Origin of the sequence: Metabacillus niabensis, assembly GCF_902829255.1 — a bacterium.
Classification (GTDB): domain Bacteria; phylum Bacillota; class Bacilli; order Bacillales; family Bacillaceae; genus Metabacillus; species Metabacillus niabensis.
Map to the genome: position 1 here is coordinate 1 of NZ_CADEPK010000075.1, position 19,086 is coordinate 19,086.

16 protein-coding genes are annotated in these 19,086 nt (G+C 36.3%); 4 read left to right on the forward strand and 12 right to left on the reverse strand.

Annotation, left to right across the window (positions count from 1 at the left end):
• Positions 1–21: 21 nt before the first annotated feature.
• The 3 genes from licT to HU235_RS08020 form a co-directional block, all read right to left on the reverse strand.
• On the reverse strand, positions 22–882 hold the full coding sequence (gene licT / locus HU235_RS08010; RefSeq protein ID WP_095302075.1) for a BglG family transcription antiterminator LicT: 861 nt from the start codon (positions 880–882) through the stop codon (positions 22–24).
• 384 nt (positions 883–1,266) lie between these two features.
• Positions 1,267–2,982, reverse strand: a complete 1,716-nt coding sequence (cysI, locus tag HU235_RS08015) for an assimilatory sulfite reductase (NADPH) hemoprotein subunit (protein ID WP_095302073.1) — start codon at positions 2,980–2,982, stop codon at positions 1,267–1,269.
• A 28-nt stretch (positions 2,983–3,010) separates the two neighbouring features.
• Positions 3,011–4,840, reverse strand: coding sequence for an assimilatory sulfite reductase (NADPH) flavoprotein subunit (locus HU235_RS08020; protein WP_174879861.1), 1,830 nt, complete (start codon positions 4,838–4,840; stop codon positions 3,011–3,013).
• A gap of 447 nt (positions 4,841–5,287) precedes the next feature.
• Here HU235_RS08020 and HU235_RS08025 point away from each other — a divergent pair, with 447 nt between their 5' ends.
• On the forward strand, positions 5,288–6,310 hold the full coding sequence (locus tag HU235_RS08025) for an NADH:flavin oxidoreductase/NADH oxidase (protein ID WP_095302071.1): 1,023 nt from the start codon (positions 5,288–5,290) through the stop codon (positions 6,308–6,310).
• A 55-nt stretch (positions 6,311–6,365) separates the two neighbouring features.
• Here the strand turns inward: HU235_RS08025 and HU235_RS08030 are convergent, their stop codons facing one another.
• From HU235_RS08030 to HU235_RS08045, 4 genes are all read right to left on the reverse strand, one after another.
• Positions 6,366–7,043, reverse strand: a complete 678-nt coding sequence (locus tag HU235_RS08030) for an NAD(P)H-dependent oxidoreductase (protein WP_095302070.1) — start codon at positions 7,041–7,043, stop codon at positions 6,366–6,368.
• Positions 7,044–7,468: 425 nt separating this feature from the next.
• Positions 7,469–8,950, reverse strand: coding sequence for an aldehyde dehydrogenase family protein (locus HU235_RS08035; protein ID WP_174879862.1), 1,482 nt, complete (start codon positions 8,948–8,950; stop codon positions 7,469–7,471).
• A 135-nt stretch (positions 8,951–9,085) separates the two neighbouring features.
• A complete protein-coding gene (locus HU235_RS08040) occupies positions 9,086–9,259 on the reverse strand; it encodes an asparagine synthase (RefSeq protein WP_174879863.1) in 174 nt (57 codons plus the stop codon).
• A gap of 92 nt (positions 9,260–9,351) precedes the next feature.
• Positions 9,352–9,744: a (deoxy)nucleoside triphosphate pyrophosphohydrolase gene (locus HU235_RS08045; RefSeq protein ID WP_174879868.1), complete on the reverse strand. Its 393-nt coding sequence runs from the start codon at positions 9,742–9,744 to the stop codon at positions 9,352–9,354.
• A gap of 375 nt (positions 9,745–10,119) precedes the next feature.
• Between HU235_RS08045 and HU235_RS08050 the strand changes: the two genes are divergently transcribed.
• Entirely contained in the window at positions 10,120–10,392 is a 273-nt protein-coding gene (locus HU235_RS08050; protein ID WP_095302465.1) for a MerR family transcriptional regulator, read from the forward strand.
• A gap of 109 nt (positions 10,393–10,501) precedes the next feature.
• Here the strand turns inward: HU235_RS08050 and HU235_RS08055 are convergent, their stop codons facing one another.
• The 4 genes from HU235_RS08055 to HU235_RS08070 form a co-directional block, all read right to left on the reverse strand.
• Positions 10,502–11,173 (reverse strand): GNAT family N-acetyltransferase, encoded by a 672-nt coding sequence (locus HU235_RS08055; protein WP_174879864.1) that lies wholly within the window; start codon positions 11,171–11,173, stop codon positions 10,502–10,504.
• A 54-nt stretch (positions 11,174–11,227) separates the two neighbouring features.
• A complete protein-coding gene (locus HU235_RS08060; protein ID WP_095302461.1) occupies positions 11,228–11,452 on the reverse strand; it encodes a YdbC family protein in 225 nt (74 codons plus the stop codon).
• A gap of 514 nt (positions 11,453–11,966) precedes the next feature.
• Positions 11,967–12,899, reverse strand: coding sequence for an aldo/keto reductase (locus HU235_RS08065; protein ID WP_174879865.1), 933 nt, complete (start codon positions 12,897–12,899; stop codon positions 11,967–11,969).
• A gap of 93 nt (positions 12,900–12,992) precedes the next feature.
• Positions 12,993–13,901, reverse strand: coding sequence for a DMT family transporter (locus tag HU235_RS08070; protein ID WP_174879866.1), 909 nt, complete (start codon positions 13,899–13,901; stop codon positions 12,993–12,995).
• Between the two features lie 114 nt (positions 13,902–14,015).
• Between HU235_RS08070 and HU235_RS08075 the strand changes: the two genes are divergently transcribed.
• Positions 14,016–15,422 (forward strand): aminotransferase-like domain-containing protein, encoded by a 1,407-nt coding sequence (locus HU235_RS08075; protein WP_174879867.1) that lies wholly within the window; start codon positions 14,016–14,018, stop codon positions 15,420–15,422.
• A 56-nt stretch (positions 15,423–15,478) separates the two neighbouring features.
• Here HU235_RS08075 and htpG read toward each other — a convergent pair whose 3' ends face one another.
• Complete coding sequence (gene htpG / locus HU235_RS08080) at positions 15,479–17,359, reverse strand: molecular chaperone HtpG (protein ID WP_095302458.1); 1,881 nt, start codon at positions 17,357–17,359, stop codon at positions 15,479–15,481.
• A gap of 427 nt (positions 17,360–17,786) precedes the next feature.
• Between htpG and HU235_RS08085 the strand changes: the two genes are divergently transcribed.
• Positions 17,787–18,461 carry a class I SAM-dependent DNA methyltransferase gene (locus HU235_RS08085; protein ID WP_174879869.1) on the forward strand — a complete coding sequence of 225 codons (675 nt, stop codon included), beginning with the start codon at positions 17,787–17,789 and terminating at the stop codon, positions 18,459–18,461.
• Positions 18,462–19,086 lie beyond the last annotated feature (625 nt).

The following is a 19,086-nucleotide window of genomic DNA, read 5'->3' on the forward strand; positions in this document are numbered from 1 at the left end:
ATTTTTAAACATAATAAGTACTTATGAATTTTGTTGATTCCACTCATGTCTTTGCGTAACACGATGAATATGCAATGTTAAATAAATGATCTCATCAGTAGTAATTTTCCAATTATATTTCTTTTCAACAAACATGGCAATTTTTTGACTACATTGAAACGCTTGCAAATATTTTCGCTTCACCTGTTCATATAAAAAATCATCGGAATTATCTTGAAACCTTTCCTTTCGGATAAATCGTAAAGCAAAGAAACGAAGATGTGTTAGAAATCGTTCATAGTTAATTGAATCCTCATCCAAGTCCATTTGAAAATGATACTTTACAATACTTAAAATACTATCAACCATTTTCGTTACTTGAACAGCAGCTTCCATATTTTCACCAGTTAACTGGCTATTGACTAAGTGTAAGGCAATGGAACCCGCTTCATCCTCACCAAGTCTTACTCCTGTTTCTTCTTCAATGATGTCGAGGGCTTTTAATGCAACTTGATATTCTTCCTTATAATATTTGCGGATTTCCCAAAGCAATGCATTTTTTAAATCAATCCCTTGCTTATGTCGACTTATTGCAAAGCTTAAATGATCTGTTAATGCTACATACAAGTAATCATCAATTTTATAAGATAATTGCGATTTGGCATAATTTAAAATCTTATATGAAATTTCTAAGTACAATTCCGGAGTATCAACAAGTAATTCCGCAAGCTTGTCAGATATGCCTTGATTTTCAAGTACAAATTTTTTTTCAATTTTATCAGGCTCAATCTCGTCTCCAATCTTTTTTTGAAAAGCAAGCCCTCTTCCCATAACAACTAATTCCTGATTATGTTCATTTTCAGTTAAAACAACATTATTATTGAACACTTTACTAATTTTCATTTCACTCAGCCCTTGTACCATTATTTTAATTGTTTGGGGATTTACACCCATTAGGATAAGACTAATTATATAATAAAAATAAAAACCTAAACTTGAAATAGAATACTGACAATATCAATATTCTATCACAAATTTAGGTTTTGCCTGCCGAACAGTAACAATCCATTATTTTTATAAAACGGTTTATTTTATTTATAACATGTATACGGGAAATGTCAACCCAAAAATGAGGTATGATGAAATAGCTTTCACGACACCATTCATTATGGTTTACAAAGTAAAATCTAAGTATTTTGTCATTGTTCTTTAATATCTAGCTATAGCCCCAAATCTCCCTAAGGGAAAAGGAGCTATAGCAGGTTAAGTTACTTCTACAATTTATTATTAATCGTGGTAATTTGTTCCATCTGTTGTTGCTTTAATGATTCCAGCACGAATAACAAAGTCACCGAAATGCTCACCATCTTCACGTTCTTTTGCATAACGAGAAAGGAGAACACGTAATTCACTTAAAATATCTTCTTCACCGATATTTTCACGGTAGATTTTATTTAGACGGCTTCCGTCAAATGCTGCTCCAAGGTACATATTATATTTTCCGACTGATTTACCGATAAAGGCAATTTCACCAAGGGCAGGACGTGCACACCCGTTAGGACAGCCTGTCATCCGAATTGTAATTTCCTCTTCACGTAAACCATTTTCATCAATAATTTCTTCTACCTTTTCGATAAGCTGAGGTAAATAACGTTCTGCTTCTGCCATTGCTAACCCACATGTCGGAAGTGCTACACATGACATTGAGCTACGGCGAAGAGCAGAATAATGTGCACCATCTGTTAAACCATACTGCTCAATTAATTCAATAATTTTTTTCTTTTTCTGAGCTGAAACATTGGCAATAATAAGGTTTTGGTTAGCAGTTAATCGAATATCCCCTTTATGGATTTTAGCAATTTCACGCAAGCCTGTTTTTAACTTATATCCGTCATAGTCAGCAACACGCCCACCTTGAACAAATAATGTAAAATGCCATTTTCCATTAAGCCCTTTTTCCCAGCCATAACGATCGCCATTGCTATCAAAATGGAATGGCTTTGCTTCTTCAAGCTTCCAGCCAAGGCGGTTTTCCAACTCTTCTTTCACTGTTTCTAGACCAAGTCGATCAACTGTATATTTGAAACGAGCATTTTTACGAACCGAACGATTTCCATAATCACGCTGAATCGTAATCGTTTTTTCTGCAACATCATAGATTTGCTCAGGTTTACAGAAACCAATTACTTTCGCAAGCTGTGGATAAGTTGCTTTATCTCCGTGTGTCATCCCCATACCGCCACCGATTGCTACGTTGAAGCCGATTAATTTTCCATCTTCAACAATTGCAATTAAGCCAAGATCTTGGGAATAAACATCAATATCATTAGATGGTGGCACAGCGATACCAATTTTAAATTTACGTGGTAAATAAAGTGGTCCATACATTGGCTCTACTTCTACATCTGGAGTACTCGCCACTTTTTCTTCGTCAAGCCAAAGCTCATGATATGCTCTAGTACGTGGTAACAGATCGTTACTCAATTTCTTTGCCCATTCGTATACTTCTAAATGAACATCAGATTTATAAGGATTTGGGTTACACATAACGTTTCTGTTTACGTCACCACAAGCAGCAATCGTATCCAATAATGATGCATGAATCGCCTGAATCGTCTTTTTCATATTCCATTTTAATATCCCATGCATTTGGAACGTTTGACGAGTTGTAAGCTTTAACGTACCATTCCCGTACTTATCTGCAAGTTCATCCATCACTAGCCATTGATCAGGTGTTGCAACACCACCTGGCATCCGAACCCGAAGCATGAACTGATAAGCTGGCTCTAATTTTTGTTTTTGACGTTCGTTACGAAGGTCCCGGTCATCTTGCAAATAACTCCCGTGGAATTTCATTAAACGGTTATCATCATCTGAAATTCCTGCGCTTAGAGGTTCAAGCATTGATTCTTTAAGGGTGCCGCGCAAATAATCACTTTCTTCTTTTATGCGCTCAACATCACTTGGCTTGCCTTCTGGCGCTTTTAAGATTTGATTCCCCATGTTGATTAAACTCCTTTCAGGTCTAAAGTCAATATACGTCACGTTGATAACGTTTTTGCTGCTGCATATCCGCAAGGTACGCTTCCGCTTTTTCGCGACTCATCTTACCTTCTTTTTCAATAATTTCAATAAGTGTATTGTGAACATCGTGTGCCATGTTTTTCTCATCACCGCAAATATACACAACTGCACCCTCTTGAAGCCATTCAAATAATTCCTTACTATGTTCCTGCATACGATGCTGAACATAAACCTTTTCCTCTGTGTCACGAGAAAACGCTACATCCATCTTCGTAAGAACGCCATCCTTCACCCATCTTTGCCACTCTGTCTGATAAAGGAAATCCGTGACAAAATGCTGGTCTCCGAAGAACAACCATGACTTCCCTTCAGCACCGGTTTCTTCCCTTTCCTGCATAAATGAACGGAAAGGCGCTACACCAGTACCTGGTCCAACCATAATAATTGGTGTATCAGGATTTTCAGGCAGCTTAAAGTTATCATTATGCTGAATATAAACAGGAATTGTATCACCTGGTTCGAGACGTTCAGCTGCTTGTATTGAGCATACACCTTTACGCTTACGTCCATGTGCCTCATACCTAACAGCACCTATCGTTAAATGCACTTCATCGGGATTTGCTAATAGACTGCTAGAAATTGAGTAGAGACGAGACGGCATTTTTCGTAAAATTGAGATAAATGCTTGCGGTGTAACGTCCCATGGACCAAAATCGCGAACTAAATCTAATAAATCCCGACCATCAATATATTCTTTTAATTTATCTTCGTTTCCTTTAGATACTAATGTTTGTAATTCATTATTCTTTGAAAGCTCTGCTGCCTGTTGAAGAAGTGGTTTTGTTAAGACTGTCACTTCAAAATATGTGCGAAGTGCTTCATAAAGGGAACGAGTTTCACCTTGTTTATTAACTGTTACAGTTTCATCTGGATTCCACTTTAATTCTTTAAGAAGCGCATCAACCAATTCCGGATCATTTTCTGGATAAATACCTAAACTATCTCCTGGCTGATACGTTAATCCTGAGCCTTCAAGAGAAATTTCAAGATGACGCGTTTCTTTATTTGACCCTTTGCCATTTAAATTTATGTTTTCAAGTACCTCTGCTTTAAATGGATTAGAACGTGAATAAACAGATTCTCCCGCTTGTGGAGCTGCTTGGGCTGTAGCTTGTGGCTGTGCATTTTCTCCTGTTGACTGATTTAAGCTACTAAGAACTCCATTAAGCCACTCTGCTGCTGGCTCATCAAAGTCAAGGTCACAATCAACACGGTCATAAAGGCGCTTTCCGCCAAGCTCTTCCAAACGCTTATCAAAATCCTTACCCGTTTGACAGAAAAACTCATAAGAGCTATCGCCAAGTGATAAAACAGAATAACGTAAGTCATCAAGCTTTGGTGCACGTTTACCGTGTATAAACTCATGGAAGGAAATAGCGTTATCTGGAGGATCACCCTCACCATGTGTACTTACAACGATAAGTAAATTTTTCACTTTTTTCAAACTATTTGGTTTAAAATCACTCATTGATGAGACAGTTACTTGAAAACCTTGACCTTCAAGTGTCTTCCCAGCATTTTTCGCGATATTTTGTGCATTACCTGTTTGAGAACCAAATAAAATAGTTACTTCTTTTGATACTGGTTGTGCCGCAGTTTGTACTGTCCCTGTTGCAGATGCTTGAACATCTGATGTAGCTGTAGCAGAAAAAGATTGAGAAGCTGCCAAATATCCACTTAGCCAAACCTTTTGGGATTCTGTTAAGGTTGGCAGAAGACGATTTAGAAGCTCTGCCTGCTCCTGATTAAAAGGACTGTTTAATACCTGAAGTTGCAACGATATCCACCTCACAAGGAATATAAGACTATGTAAGCCATAAAAATGGCTCATCCTACAAATTTCGTCATTTCACATAAAGTGAAAAAATAGTTAGTTTTATCGTACTATATTATTCCTATAAGTCAAGTAGGTTTTAGTCATTTAAACTATTAATATATGGGAATAATCAAAAAATTTATTATTCTAGAAATTTTTAAGATTTATCAAAATATTATATCATCAAAAAAGGAAACTATCGATTAGATTTTGAATCTCAAAAATGCAAGTGAAGCCTCTTTTCAATTTAAAAACAAATCACGAAATTAAGTTTCCATTTGACCAAATCAATAGGCAAACAACAGGACATACTAAAAGGTGGAAGTCGAATCATTTGACTTAACATCCTTTCTGGGTGTAAAACTTCACTGTACATTAATAAAAAATCAATTGGAAAGGAAGATTATCTTGCCTTCATTATTAGATGAATTTGAATTAAAAGGACTAAAGCTTAAGAATCGCATAGTTATGCCGCCTATGTGCCAATATTCAGTTAAAGCAAAGGATGGAATACCAAACGATTGGCATTTTACCCATTACACTAGTCGTGCTGTTGGTGGTGCTGGACTTATTATTATGGAAATGACAGACGTTGAACCAGCTGGAAGAATTTCCGATTATGATTTAGGTTTATGGTCTGACGAGCAAATTCCGGCATTTAAACGTATTATTGAATCTTGTCAAAGCTATGGAGCAAAGGTTGGCATCCAAATTGCCCATGCAGGCAGAAAAGCAGAGGATGCTGAAGTACCCGTCTCTTCGTCTGCAATTCAATTCTCTGACCAGTACAAAAAGCCACGCGAGCTCTCAACTGAAGAAGTCGAGGAGATGGTGAAAAAGTTTGAAGCAGCATTTGAACGTGCAGTTAAAGCTGGGGTCGATACAATCGAAATTCATGGAGCACACGGTTATCTAATCCATCAATTTCAATCACCACTAACGAATAAACGTACTGATAAATATGGTGAAGATAAAGCGCTTTTTGGTGTTGAAATCATTCAAGCTGCACGTCGAGTAATGCCTGAATCAATGCCACTTATTATGAGAATTTCTGCTGTTGAATATGCCGAGGATGGTTATGGAGTCGATTATGCAATTGAATTAGCAAAACGTTACAATGAAGCCGGGGTCGATATTATTCATGTATCATCTGGTGGAGAAAGCAACTCAGGACCAAGCAATTCCGGACCAGGGTATCAATTGAACCTTGCTAAGGAAATGAAGGAAGCCTTACATATCCCAACAATTGCTGTCGGTAGAATGGAGGATCCTAAACTTTGCGAAGAAGCGATCCGTGAAGGAAAAGCTGATTTAGTTGCTGTTGGTAGAGGCATGCTTCGCAACCCATATTGGGCAAATGAAGCTTCAATCGTATTAGGTGGAAAACCACTAACTCCAGAACCAGTTGCTGCTGCCTATAGTATTCGCTAATTTCAACGATAAAAAACCAAGTAGTCAAACAAATAGACTACTTGGTTTTTTTCGATTAATTGATCCATTGGACTATAGCTTCTAGCTTACGTCTTGTCTTTGGACGTGGTTCCTTTGCACGATAACCAAATGCTACCATAACTGAAATAGCTAAATGGCCATCCTCAAGTAACCCTTCCTCATCTAAAATCTTTTGTACCTTATCAAAATCAAATCCCTCGATCGGACACGAGTCAATGCCAATTTGTGCAGCAACAGTCATCATATTAGCTAATGCAATATATGTTTGCTTTCCAGCCCAATCCAGCATTGTTCGTTCATTATCAAGCAAGTGTAAATCATCTTCCTGGAAGCTTTTATATCGCACTTTCATTTTATCAAATATTTCCGCAGGTATTTTTTTCTCATTCAACATTAAGTTTTCAACATATGCTGAGTCGTACTTTGTGTCCTTCATCGTTCTCGCTAAAATAAGAACGAAATGACTTGCAGTTGGAAGCTGGCCCTGTGCTCCCCAGGATACCTCACGGAGCTTTTCACGCAATTGCTTATTTTGAACAACGACAAATTTCCATGGCTCATAACCGACAGAGCTAGGTGAAAGTCTACCCGCTTCTAGAATGAATTGAAAATCCTCATCAGATATTTTCTTCGTTGGGTCAAATGTCTTTGTTGCATGTCTAAATTGAAATGCTTCAAGAATTTCTCGCTTTTTCTTTTCATTGTTTTCCATGCAATTCATCTCCTATCATGTTGTTCTTCTTAGAAATATCTTTGTATGTATTTCCTAGCTTTGAAGCTCAAATCTATTCTGCAACTTCTTTGTATTTTTGTAAAATATTTTGTCCCGGAAGCTACTCACTTTTTAATCAACAAACAGAAAAATGTACTTGTTGCATTTTATTAATAGTCGTTGTTGATTTCAGCACAAGTATTCGCTTTCCGCGTGGTTGCTGATGAGCAAACCCTCTCCGCTTTCAAACTCCTCGGTAAATGCATCTACTCTCAACAGTAACCTATCCGCCGCATCAAAGTAGGAGGCTCACCCCAAACAATCTTTTCAAAGGTTAGCCCTACATAAAACTTTGGAAATGAACTTTTAAAATTAATAACTGTCTCAGGCATCATTTTCATAACCAGAAGACAGTTAAATAAGGATCACTCTGGAATATACGGTAAATCCAGATTTTTCGGCATATTTATTACATGTGTATCTGTATAAATGAGCAGTCCATCTTTTCCATATTCGCGACCCATACCAGATTGTTTTACCCCGCCAAACGGGAATCTAACATCAAGTCCTTGAACTGCTGCAGTATTGATCATCGTTGTTCCTGCTTGAATATGCTTCGCTACTTTTAACGCATGCTCTTCATCTCCCCATACAGAGCTTGTTAGACCATAAATGCTGTCATTTGCCAACTCAATCGCATGCTTGTCATCCTCAAACGGTAAAATCGGTACAGTCGGACCAAACTGCTCCTCAACGACAATCGGATCTTTATAGTCTGCACCTAAAACAACTGTTGGCTGCATGAAATATCCCTTCTCATATAGCTCCTTATCTAAAACTTTTCCTAATTTGATGACCTTAGCTCCTTTTCTTTCTGCATCATCAATTAAGCTTTGGACAAATTCAACCTGTTTCATATTATTAACCGGTCCAATTGTCACATCATCGCTAAACGGATCCCCGACACGGATCCACTTATTTGCTGCTTCAATATATTTTTCAACAAATTCATCATATATAGAGCGGTGAACATAAACTCTTTTTGCAATCATACATATTTGCCCTGCAGTTAGGAAATTCGAAATGACGAGTCGACGCATTGCTCTTTCATCATTCACATTAAAATCCTCTAGTACGATTGCTGCATCATTTCCCCCTAATTCTAACGTCATATGCTTAATCGTATCTGCAGCTGCTTTTATAATATGCTTTGCCGTATTCGTTCCACCAGTAAAGGCGATTTTAGCGATCTTTGGATTTGATGTTAACTCGACTCCGACATCTGCTTCCCCATGAACGAGATTAAGAACTCCTTTCGGGAATTCATTAGCAACGATTTCAATTATTTTACTTACAGCCAGTGGTGCTAATGGGCTAGGTTTAAGAACCATCGTATTCCCAGCTAATAGAGCAGGGGCAATTTTTATCGTAGAGAGAGAAATTGGATAATTCCATGGAGTGATGGCAGCGACAACACCTATCGCATCACGAGCAATGATTGTCTTTCCTAGTTCACTTTCATGAATTTCTCCTTTCAATACTTCCTTTGCATTTTCACAAGCAAACTCCATCCACATTAATGATACGCCGATTTCTCCATTTGAATCATAAAGTGGCTTCCCATGTTCTCTTGTTAGCAATTCAGCAATTTCAGGGGTAGCATCTTTTATTTTTTGGATCGCTTTTTTCATTCGCTCAATCCGCTCATCAATAGACGTTTTCGCCCAAGCAGGGAATGCATCATATGCCGCATCAATTGCACGAATTGTTTCCTCACGGGTGTTTAACGGAGCGTACCCAACAACCTCATCTGGATGTGTGGGATTTTCACGAGGTGCTTGTTTTTCTGTTTTAATCTTTTCACCATTAATAATTGCATCAATCACAATAGGATCCTTTACTGTCAATTTGAGCTCCTTCCCTTCTAATTAAATTTTAACTTCACTTTCTCTTAGTATTTGCTGGATCAATTGAAACATACACTCGCACGGTTCTTACATTAACAAAAAGAGCGAGTACAATTAGTACTCACTCTTTTAAATCTAACGACGATGCTGGACTAGGTCTATAGCTCCCAGTACAATATGGGCTAAACCGAAGCCGAATATTGTATTTGCAACCATTTTATTAGAACCACGTCGTTGCTTTAAAGTATAGCCAGTCGCTGTAACAGCCGTACCTAAAGCTGTTGGAATCATTCCTTCACGAATATTCATCACAACAACCCCTCCACATCGTAGTTAGTCTGTGTTAAAAAACACCTTACTATCTTTCCCTTAACAGCTTACTTATACAAAAAATCTAATTATCATTCCATTGCCGCGATTTTCTCGACAGTTGGTAAATCGGCCGGTGCCCAATTTAATGTTTTCAATTCCTTAGGTAATAACCACTTTATTTCATTATGTTCAGTTAATAGAGGAGCTCCTTCTTCAAGGCTGCAGAGAAAGGTTGTCAAATGAACCGTCCCAAAATCATATTCATAAATAGTAAAGTCAATCTGTTCAATTATATCGATTTTGCATTTCATTTCTTCCATAATTTCACGCTTTATTGCTGTTTCCGCCGACTCTCCTTCTTCAATTTTCCCTCCTGGAAACTCCCACTTTAACGGTAAAATCTTACCGTGGCCACGCTGTGCGCATAGTATTTTTCCATTATCAATGATTACCGCACCTACAACATGAATTGTTTTTATCATCGTCCCATCTCTTTTCATTTATATTTTTCCTCAATAATTGTTTGTAAAAAGCAACACAAATCGTTAATAAAAAAATCCGTTAACTTTGCTAACAATCTAATATATTTCAAAGTTATTTAATGGCAAAATAAAAGAAAACAATATTATTTTGTTATGATAAATAAGGAAGGAACAACTCATTTTGTTGGATATGTTAAAGATTATAGTTGATTATTAAGCATTTTGTTATTGGAGCGTATATATAGGACTCCTGCTTAGAAAAGCGTGGAAAAGGGAGACCCTACAAGATCTTGCCGAGACTCCAAGACAGCCAGCTAAGATCAAAACAAAATCTAACAAAGCCAAACGATAAAAAGCGGGGTGGAAAATTTGGAAATGAACAATTTAATTCATAAAAAAATTATGACGATGGGCACTGTCAAAGAAATGACTGGGCTATCAGAAAGACAAATTAGATATTATGAGCAAAAAAAATTAGTTTTTCCAGACCGTTCACCTTCTGGGACAAGAAAATACTCCTTTTCAGATATAAAATTGTTAATAGAAATTGCTGAAAAAATTCGCAAAGGCTCACAAACAGATATCGTACGGAAAGAGCTGCTAGAAAGCATTGATAGTAATATGCATTCATCCGAATCCTACGATTAATCGCTAATGATCGTATATAGCTCCTAATTGTATTTTCTCCATTATATTTAAACGCAAAAAGCTGAACTGTTTTGAAAAAACAAGCTTCAGCTCTTCTCTTTTAACCTGTTTAAAAACGTATTAGAGCAACCTTATCCTTTGCCTCTAATTGTTCAATCATCTGATACCACGATACAGGCTTATTCGATAATACTGAATAATAGCGTTTTAAAAACTCAACAACTAAACTCGATTGAATGCTTGACTTATTCTCATCAAATGGGAGATAGCATAAATCTAGACCTGATACGGGCTCACCATCATTATTCCATGATGGATGAACATATGGTATATCAATACGTTTATACCCAAAATGTGCGAGTACCTCTCTACGAACATAAGGATCCATTGGCTTTATACCACCAAATTCGTAATGCTCTACACGATACGGATCATAGATTTCAGCAAACATTCTTTCAAGTTTCTTTCCATTCAACGATGCCATCTTATGTAAATCCTCTAATCTTTTATTCGCTAGAAAAGGTCCCACACCAAGACCTGCTACTCCAATAATCGTAAAATCTGTCATCGCAACATTAAAATCCTCATAATAGCGATATTCAGTAGCACCGACAACCTTGTCATTGTTAGCCGCCACATAAACATGAATTCCAGGATCCTCCAACGGATCCTTCCATAACTCGAACTCTAATACTTCTTCAGGCGGAAAAATCTCTTTCATTAGTTGATGCATCTGGGTAAACAATGGATCTTGTATGCTAGTGATTCTCCTATATTCCATACACAAACCTTCCTTATATAATTTGCCTAATTCCCATTAACCTTTATTTAATCATTAAGCTAAGTCAAGTCCATTGAGAATTTCCTTTAAACGAATCAGCTCTTCCTTCGTTAACGTCACGCCTTTGCCCATTTTTTCATTTGCTTCGTCCCAATCTCGCAAATCATATTTAGGTTCACGCTCATTCCAACTGATTAAATTCAATTCCTTCTTCCAGCCCTTTGCACCTTCAGAGACGGTTCCTATCTTTTCAATTATTTCAAATTTTATATTTGCCATAAACATCAACTCCTTTTAAACTCATGCTTACGTTTCTACCACCATTTTACGATGATAGAGTTTATTGAGCTAGTAATTTTCAGTATGAATCTCATTTATCAAATTTCAAAAAAATAGTTAACTCTTTGTTATCTGTACAATACATAATTAGTTGTTCAAAGTAAAAAGAATAAAATATAGAAATAAGCAGCTATAAAGTTAAAAAAAGGCATAAAAATAAAAAGAATGTCTTCTAAACACACCATCATCTCTTAAAAAATGATGGATTTAAAAAAGCTAAGAAATTGACAAAGATAAGACATTACCTTGTAGCATCATCATCTAAAGCATATCCCTACTAAATGTATTATTAGTAGCAACAAGCATTGTTGCTTCGACAAAAACAAAAAACGAGGATGGCTCAAAACCTAAGGAGCAGACCCCTCAAACACAATATATAGACTAATGAAAAGGTTAGTATACTATATACAAGTGTTTGTTGAAGGGGTCAGACCCTTATGAGTCACCCTCGTTTTTAACGAAAGATTTGATCGATTTTGTTTATCTCTTCCTCCGTTAATTGGATATGTAATGTTTTTAAATTATCAATTACTTGTTCAGCACGCTTTGCTCCTGGAATTAGAACATCGATTGAATCTCTCGTTAAGTACCAGGCTAAAACAACATGAGCTACCTCTACGTTTTTCTTAACTGCGATTGTACGAAGCTTGTCTACCTTTTCTAAATTACGGACAAATTCTTCTCCTTTTAAATGAGGCATATCAGCACGTAAATCGTTAAATGTTATATCTTTTGTATATTTTCCAGCTAGCAAGCCTGATGCTAATGGGAAATAAGGGATGAAGGATATGTTATGCTCCTTCGTGTATGGAAGAAACTCCTTTTCTGCTTCACGCTGGATTAAATTGTAATTCCCTTGAATAACATCGACATAGCCATCTTTATTTGCTTCTTTTAACTGCTCAATAGAAAAGTTCGATACACCGATTGCGCGAATTTTCCCTTCGTCCTTTAATTGCTTTAATGCACCTACAGCTTCATCCTTTGGTGTATTTTCATCAGGAAAATGGATATAGAACAAATCAAGATAATCTGTTTGCAGCCTTCTTAAGCTCTCCTCTACTGACTGCTTTAAAAATGCAGGTGAATTATCAAACGTAACATTTTCTCCATCAAGCTTATGTGCCCCTTTTGTTGCAATAACTAACTCATTTCGCTTCCCAGTTTCTTTAATAACCTCACCAACAAGCTCTTCAGATCTGCCAGGTCCATAAATAAATGCTGTATCCAAAAAGTTCACACCATGGTTAATAGCAGTGCGAACTAACTCCTTACCTACTTCTTCATCAAGATTTGGATAAAGATTATGTCCACCAACAGCATTTGTGCCAAGTCCAATCGGGTTAACATATAAATCTGTTTTACCAATTCTTACTTGCTTCGTCATTTATCCCAGCTCCTTTATAAATGATATTCCACCTATTTATCCTACCACATTTAGGAAATCCTTTTCCTCTTTCATGCTTAGAAAGAAATGCTATTAACCTGTTACTTGCATCTTTTTGTTGATTAATTTTAACAGCATTTTTTTATTTGCTAATACGGTTCCCGCCAAGATTAGAAACGCACCAATTATCGATACAATCGATATCTCTTCGCCATAAAGCAATGCCCCAACTCCTAGTGCAATTAGCGGGGAAATATATAACCACGTCGATGGGAAAATTGGATTCGTTCGCGAGACGAGAACATAATAAAAGCTATGTCCAAGCATTGAACCGACGAATATTAAATAGAGAAGCGAACCAACTGCAGCTGGTTGAACATAATCGAGCTTTATCTCCTCGGTAAATATAGATAAAAGTAGTAACAATATTCCTCCGTTCATCATTTGTGCAGCATTCAAGGCAAGCGGTGATGTTGCTTCATACTTTTGAACAACACGCTTCGTATAAATTGTTCCTGATGCGTAAAAGACTTCACCGAAAATAATTGCTAAACACCCAATAAACCAAGTAATATTAGCCTCCACAGAAAATGTTGGAAAGACTAATAACATCACTCCAGCTAAACCAATAAAGCAGCCGATAAATGAATATTTTGCTGATTGTTCCTTTAAAAATATCATTTGAATAAGGATAATCATCATTGGACCTGTTGCCGACAACACAGCCGCAATCCCTGAGCTTACATACTGTTCTGCCCAATATAAAGTCGAAAACGTTCCAAACGTCAAACAGACCCCTGTAATGACCATTTCCTTTGCGAACAACATACGAATTGATGCTTTCTTTTGCAAAACTAGAAAGCTAGCAATGATAAGTCCTGCTAAAAAAAAGCGAAGCCCAGCTGATAAAAACGGGGGCATCCCTGCATCGACACCAATTTTAATCGCTAAAAAAGTAGTTCCAAAAATAAAACACATGAAAATATAGTAAACAAAATTCATTGTTCCTCCTCCTTTTCAACCATCATAAAGAATTGGAACTAGAACAGATGAAGATAAGCAGACCAGATTTCACTTATTCATGCTACAATCAACTAAAGAACTGGAGGCATTTATATGAGTAAACTACATCAAAGTGGGGATTTTCTGTTTAAACAAATTTATGATTATGTAGTGCATCGTATCGAGCGGAAAGAATGGAAAAAGGATGAAAAACTTCCATCTGTACGGCAGCTAGCAATTGAATTAAATGTCAATCGACTAACAGTATTAAAAGCATATCAGCTCCTTAAGAAGGAAGGAATCGTATATGTAAAGGATAAGTCTGGTTACTATGTTTTAGGGGACATACAAGAACATGAAAAAGCATCTATTCATAAACCGATTCTATCACTCCCTCAGCAACAAAATCGCTTATCTGCTATTCATCAAGAAAAAGTAATCTATAATTTTTCTCAGGCACTAATAGATCCAAATCTGCTACCAAATCATTTTCTATCAGACTATGTAAAAAAAGTTTTTGATTTATATCCGAAGGTTCTCTCTACTTATTCTACTGTTCAAGGTGATGAGGAGCTCAGACAACTGTTAACAGACTATTTTGTAGGGCAATATAAAACATATGTTGAAGCAGATCAGTTACTTATTATTTCTGGCTCACAGCAAGGAATTCAGCTAGTTGCCCAAACCTTTATTAAGCCGAGAGACTATGTGTTAATTGAAAGGCCGAGCTATAGTGCAGCGATCGATTGCTTCCGTGCACATGGAGCAAAGCTCATCCCTATTGACATTACTCCAGAAGGATATCATTTACAACAAGTCGAACAGTTCATGAAACAATATAAGCCACGGATTTTTTATCTCAATCCTACGTTTCACAATCCAACAGGCTATACTGTACCTCCATGGCAGCGGAAAAAGTTAGTAGAGTTGGCCGAGACTTACCGATGTTTATTAGTTGAGGATGATGCCTACCATGATATTTATTTTGATGAAGAGCCTCCTCCACCGCTTTATACATATGATTCTGGTAATACTGTCCTTTATATCCGTAGCTTTTGTAAATATATTTCTCCAGGATTAAGAATTGCGACAATGATTTGCCCAGTTGCTTTACTCCAAGCACTTCTTACAACAAAATCGTTGGCTGATAATGGCTCACCATTATTAAACCAGAAAATCTTTATGCATTATTTTTCATCATTACGTTTACAGCAGCATATCGAAAAGATTAGAATTGCCCTCCAAATTAGGAAAGAAATTATGGAAGAGGAGCTTGCTAATACTGGGTGGTCGTGGATAAGTCCAAAAGGTGGGTTAAATTTGTGGGTACAGCTACCAAGCTATTTAAATACGGAGCACCTATATTCTCAATGCCTAAAGGAGTCCATCTCCTTCGTCCCAGGTTCAAATTGTGACCCAACATATCAATCCACCTCCTCAATTCGGCTAAGCTATTCGTATATGAACGAAAGACAAATCGAAGAAGGTATGAAACGTTTCGTTCACCTTGCAACGAAATAGGGGACAGTCCCCACCAAAACGATGCAATCGTTTAGTGGGGACTGTCCCCAAAAATTTTATACCATAACTTTACACATATCGTTTGTAAATTCAACAGGGTCTTGAATTGGTAAGCCTTCAATTAGTAAAGCTTGGTTGTATAAAAGCTTGGTATATAGGTCTAGTTTTTCTTTATCATTTTCAAATGCAGATTGTAAAGATTGGAAAACTTCGTGATTTGCATTAATTTCAAGTACCTTTTCTGCTTTTACATTTTGATTATCAGGCATAGCATTTAAGATTTTTTCCATCTCAATTGTTACTTCTCCATCAGCAGTTAAGCAGACTGGATGATTTTTCAAGCGTTTTGAGACGCGTACATCCTTTACCTTATCAGATAAAACATTTTTCATATAGTCAAAAAGTTCTTTGTTTTCGTTTTTCACTTCATCTGCTTTATCTTGATTTTCATCCGCATCAATGCCTAAATCTCCACTTGATACTGATTTAAATTCCTTCTCTTTATAGTTCATAATCATTTTGATCGCGAATTCATCGATATCTTCTGTAAAGTAGAGAATTTCATAGCCTTTGTCTGCAACAAGCTCTGTTTGTGGAAGCTTATCAATTCGCTCGATAGATTCACCTGCTGCATAGTAAATGAATTTTTGGTCCTCTGGCATTCTAGAAACATACTCATCTAATGTAACCATCTTTTTCTCTTTAGAAGAATAGAACATTAGTAAATCCTGTAACACTTCTTTATTTGTTCCAAAATCACTGTAGACGCCATATTTTAATTGACGGCCAAAAGACTTATAGAATTCCTCATATTTTTCACGTTCATTTTTTAATAAGCTTTTTAATTCACTTTTAATTTTTTTGTTAATGTTCTTCGCTATTAGCTTTAATTGACGGTCATGCTGAAGAATTTCACGGGAAATATTAAGGGATAAATCCTCCGAATCTACCATTCCTTTTACAAAGCTAAAGTAATCTGGTAGGAGGTCAGCACATTTATTCATAATAAGAACGCCATTTGAATAAAGCTCTAAACCTTTTTCATATTCTTTAGAGTAGTAATCAAAAGGCATTTTCTCAGGAATATATAATATTGCATTATAACGGATTGTTCCATCAACACTAATATGGATATGTTTAAGTGGTTTATCAAATCCGTAATGCTTTTCTTTGTAAAAGTTCTCATAATCCTCGTCTGTCAGTTCATTTTTATTTTTTCTCCAAATTGGGACCATGCTATTAATCGTTTGTTCTTCTTCATATTCCTCAAGCTCATTTTCACTGCCTTCTTTTGGACGTTGACCCTTTACATCCATTTTAATTGGGTAGCGAATAAAGTCAGAGTACTTTTTAATAATTGATTTTAACCGGTATTCCTCTAAAAACTCATCATATTGCTCTTCTTCGGTATTTTCCTTAATTTTTAAGGTGATTTCTGTCCCGACTGTTTCTTTTTCAGCTTGTTCAATTGTATATCCATCTGCACCAGTTGATTCCCATTTATACGCTTCATCGCTTCCTAACGCTTTACTTATGACAGTTACAACATCTGCTACCATAAATGCAGCGTAAAAGCCAACACCAAATTGCCCAATGATATCATGACCATCTTTAATTTCATTTTCTTTTTTAAATGATAATGAGCCGCTTTTCGCAATGACACCAAGGTTGTTCTCTAATTCTTCCTTCGTCATCCCGATCCCTGTATCTGTAATCGTTAATGTACGATTATCCTTGTCTGCAGCCACTTTTATGTAGTAACTATCCTTTTCAAATGTTAATGAGTCATCTGTTAATGCTTTGTAATAAATTTTATCAATTGCATCACTCGCATTAGAAATTAACTCTCTTAAAAATACTTCTTTTTGTGAATAAATCGAATTAATCATCATTTCTAATAACCGTTTCGATTCAGCTTTAAACTGCTTTTTCGCCATGATAACCTCTCCTTTTATATAGTAGATGATGATTAGCTGGACATAACCATTAGCACTCGACCTCACCGAGTGCTAATCTAATTCTTTTAATATCATATCCAATATGGATTGTCAACTCAATGAGAGGAAAGGGGGGACAGTCCCCAAAAATACTTTGGGGACTGTCCCTCACTCTTTTAATCTTTCCTATTTTGACTCTAAAAGTCTATCTTTGATTAGGTAAAAATAGTGTTTTCCCTCGTTTACAGCGGGTGGCTGGTCTTTTGGGGACAGTCCCCATTAATGTTTTGGGGACTGTCCCCAAATTTCTTCTATTATTTCACCTTAAATCACTGTAAAATAAATACAGTTTATACTTAAGGAGGTCGTTGACTTGGTGAAGGATGGTTCACGATATTACGATAACAATGAATTTTTTATAAATTATATGGAGAAACGTTTATCAAAGGATAATCCAAATGATACGATTGAAAAACCAATTTTTCTCGAGATGATAGGTATTTGTTCCAAGCATCATGTTTTAGATTTGGGGTGTGGAAATGGTGATTTTGGAAAAGATTTGTTGAGAAGTGGCTGTAAAAGCTATACCGGTATTGAAGGCTCTGAAAATATGTATCTTTCTACTCTTAAACATTTAAATGAATTTAACAATTTAAAGTTCACCCATTCAACAATTGAAAATTGGCAACCACCAAAGGAGCAATACGATCTTGTCGTTTCAAGGCTTGTCCTTCACTATATTGAGAATATTGATGATGTCTTTGAAAAGGTGTATCAGTCCCTTAAAAAAGGTGGCAGGTTCATTTTTTCAATCGAACATCCCGTTATCACCTCAACATTACAAAAGAGTGGTCAAAGAACAAATTGGATCGTCGATCATTATTTTTCTCCTGGATTTCGTGAACAACAATGGCTAGGCACGACCGTCTACAAATACCATCGAACAATTGAAGACTATTTTACCTCATTACAAAAGGCAGGCTTTTCAATAAAATTATTAAGAGAATCCAAACCAAAGAGAGAAAACTTTGAACATCCTGAAACCTATAATAGACGTTTAAGAATTCCACTATTCTTATTTCTTTCTTCAACTAAAGAATAAACATAAACTTCAATAGGTTTAAACCTATTTATTCCTCCAGAAAAGCGCAATAGTGAAAAAAGTCATTAATGAATACAAAATGTTTATATCCTTAAAAACGATCAATCGTGCTCATAATGGAAACATAGCTACTAGCAACCTAGTAGAAACCGCTTATGCTCCAAGAATTTGCCAAGCAAGGAGGATACCAGTCGCTAGACCATCTCCACCAAAGAAATACTTACACTTTAAATCGTCTAATTATATAATGCCATCTGCTCCATAAGTGAAACTGCTCGAGATACAACCTCAGTTTGAGCTGTCATAATCAGGCTTTCCCAAAAAACATTTAATTTTATTACATTCAAAATTTCTACAACCGATAAAATATCAGAATCATTTACCAAATATGTTGTATCATTACTGCTTTATTTCACTCAAAAAATGACTTTCTTTTCATAAACAAATGCAATTAATGGTTTATTCCCCTTCTAAAAGGGGTAAAAAGCTATGGGCATGTTAAAGGGGGAATCAGTTTGAAGCTCAAGTATCACGAAAGCTATCAATTAAAGGAGTTTATTATCGCAAACAATGAGAATTTTAAAGAATCACTTTTATTAGAAGCAGTGAATGTAAAAGACAAAAT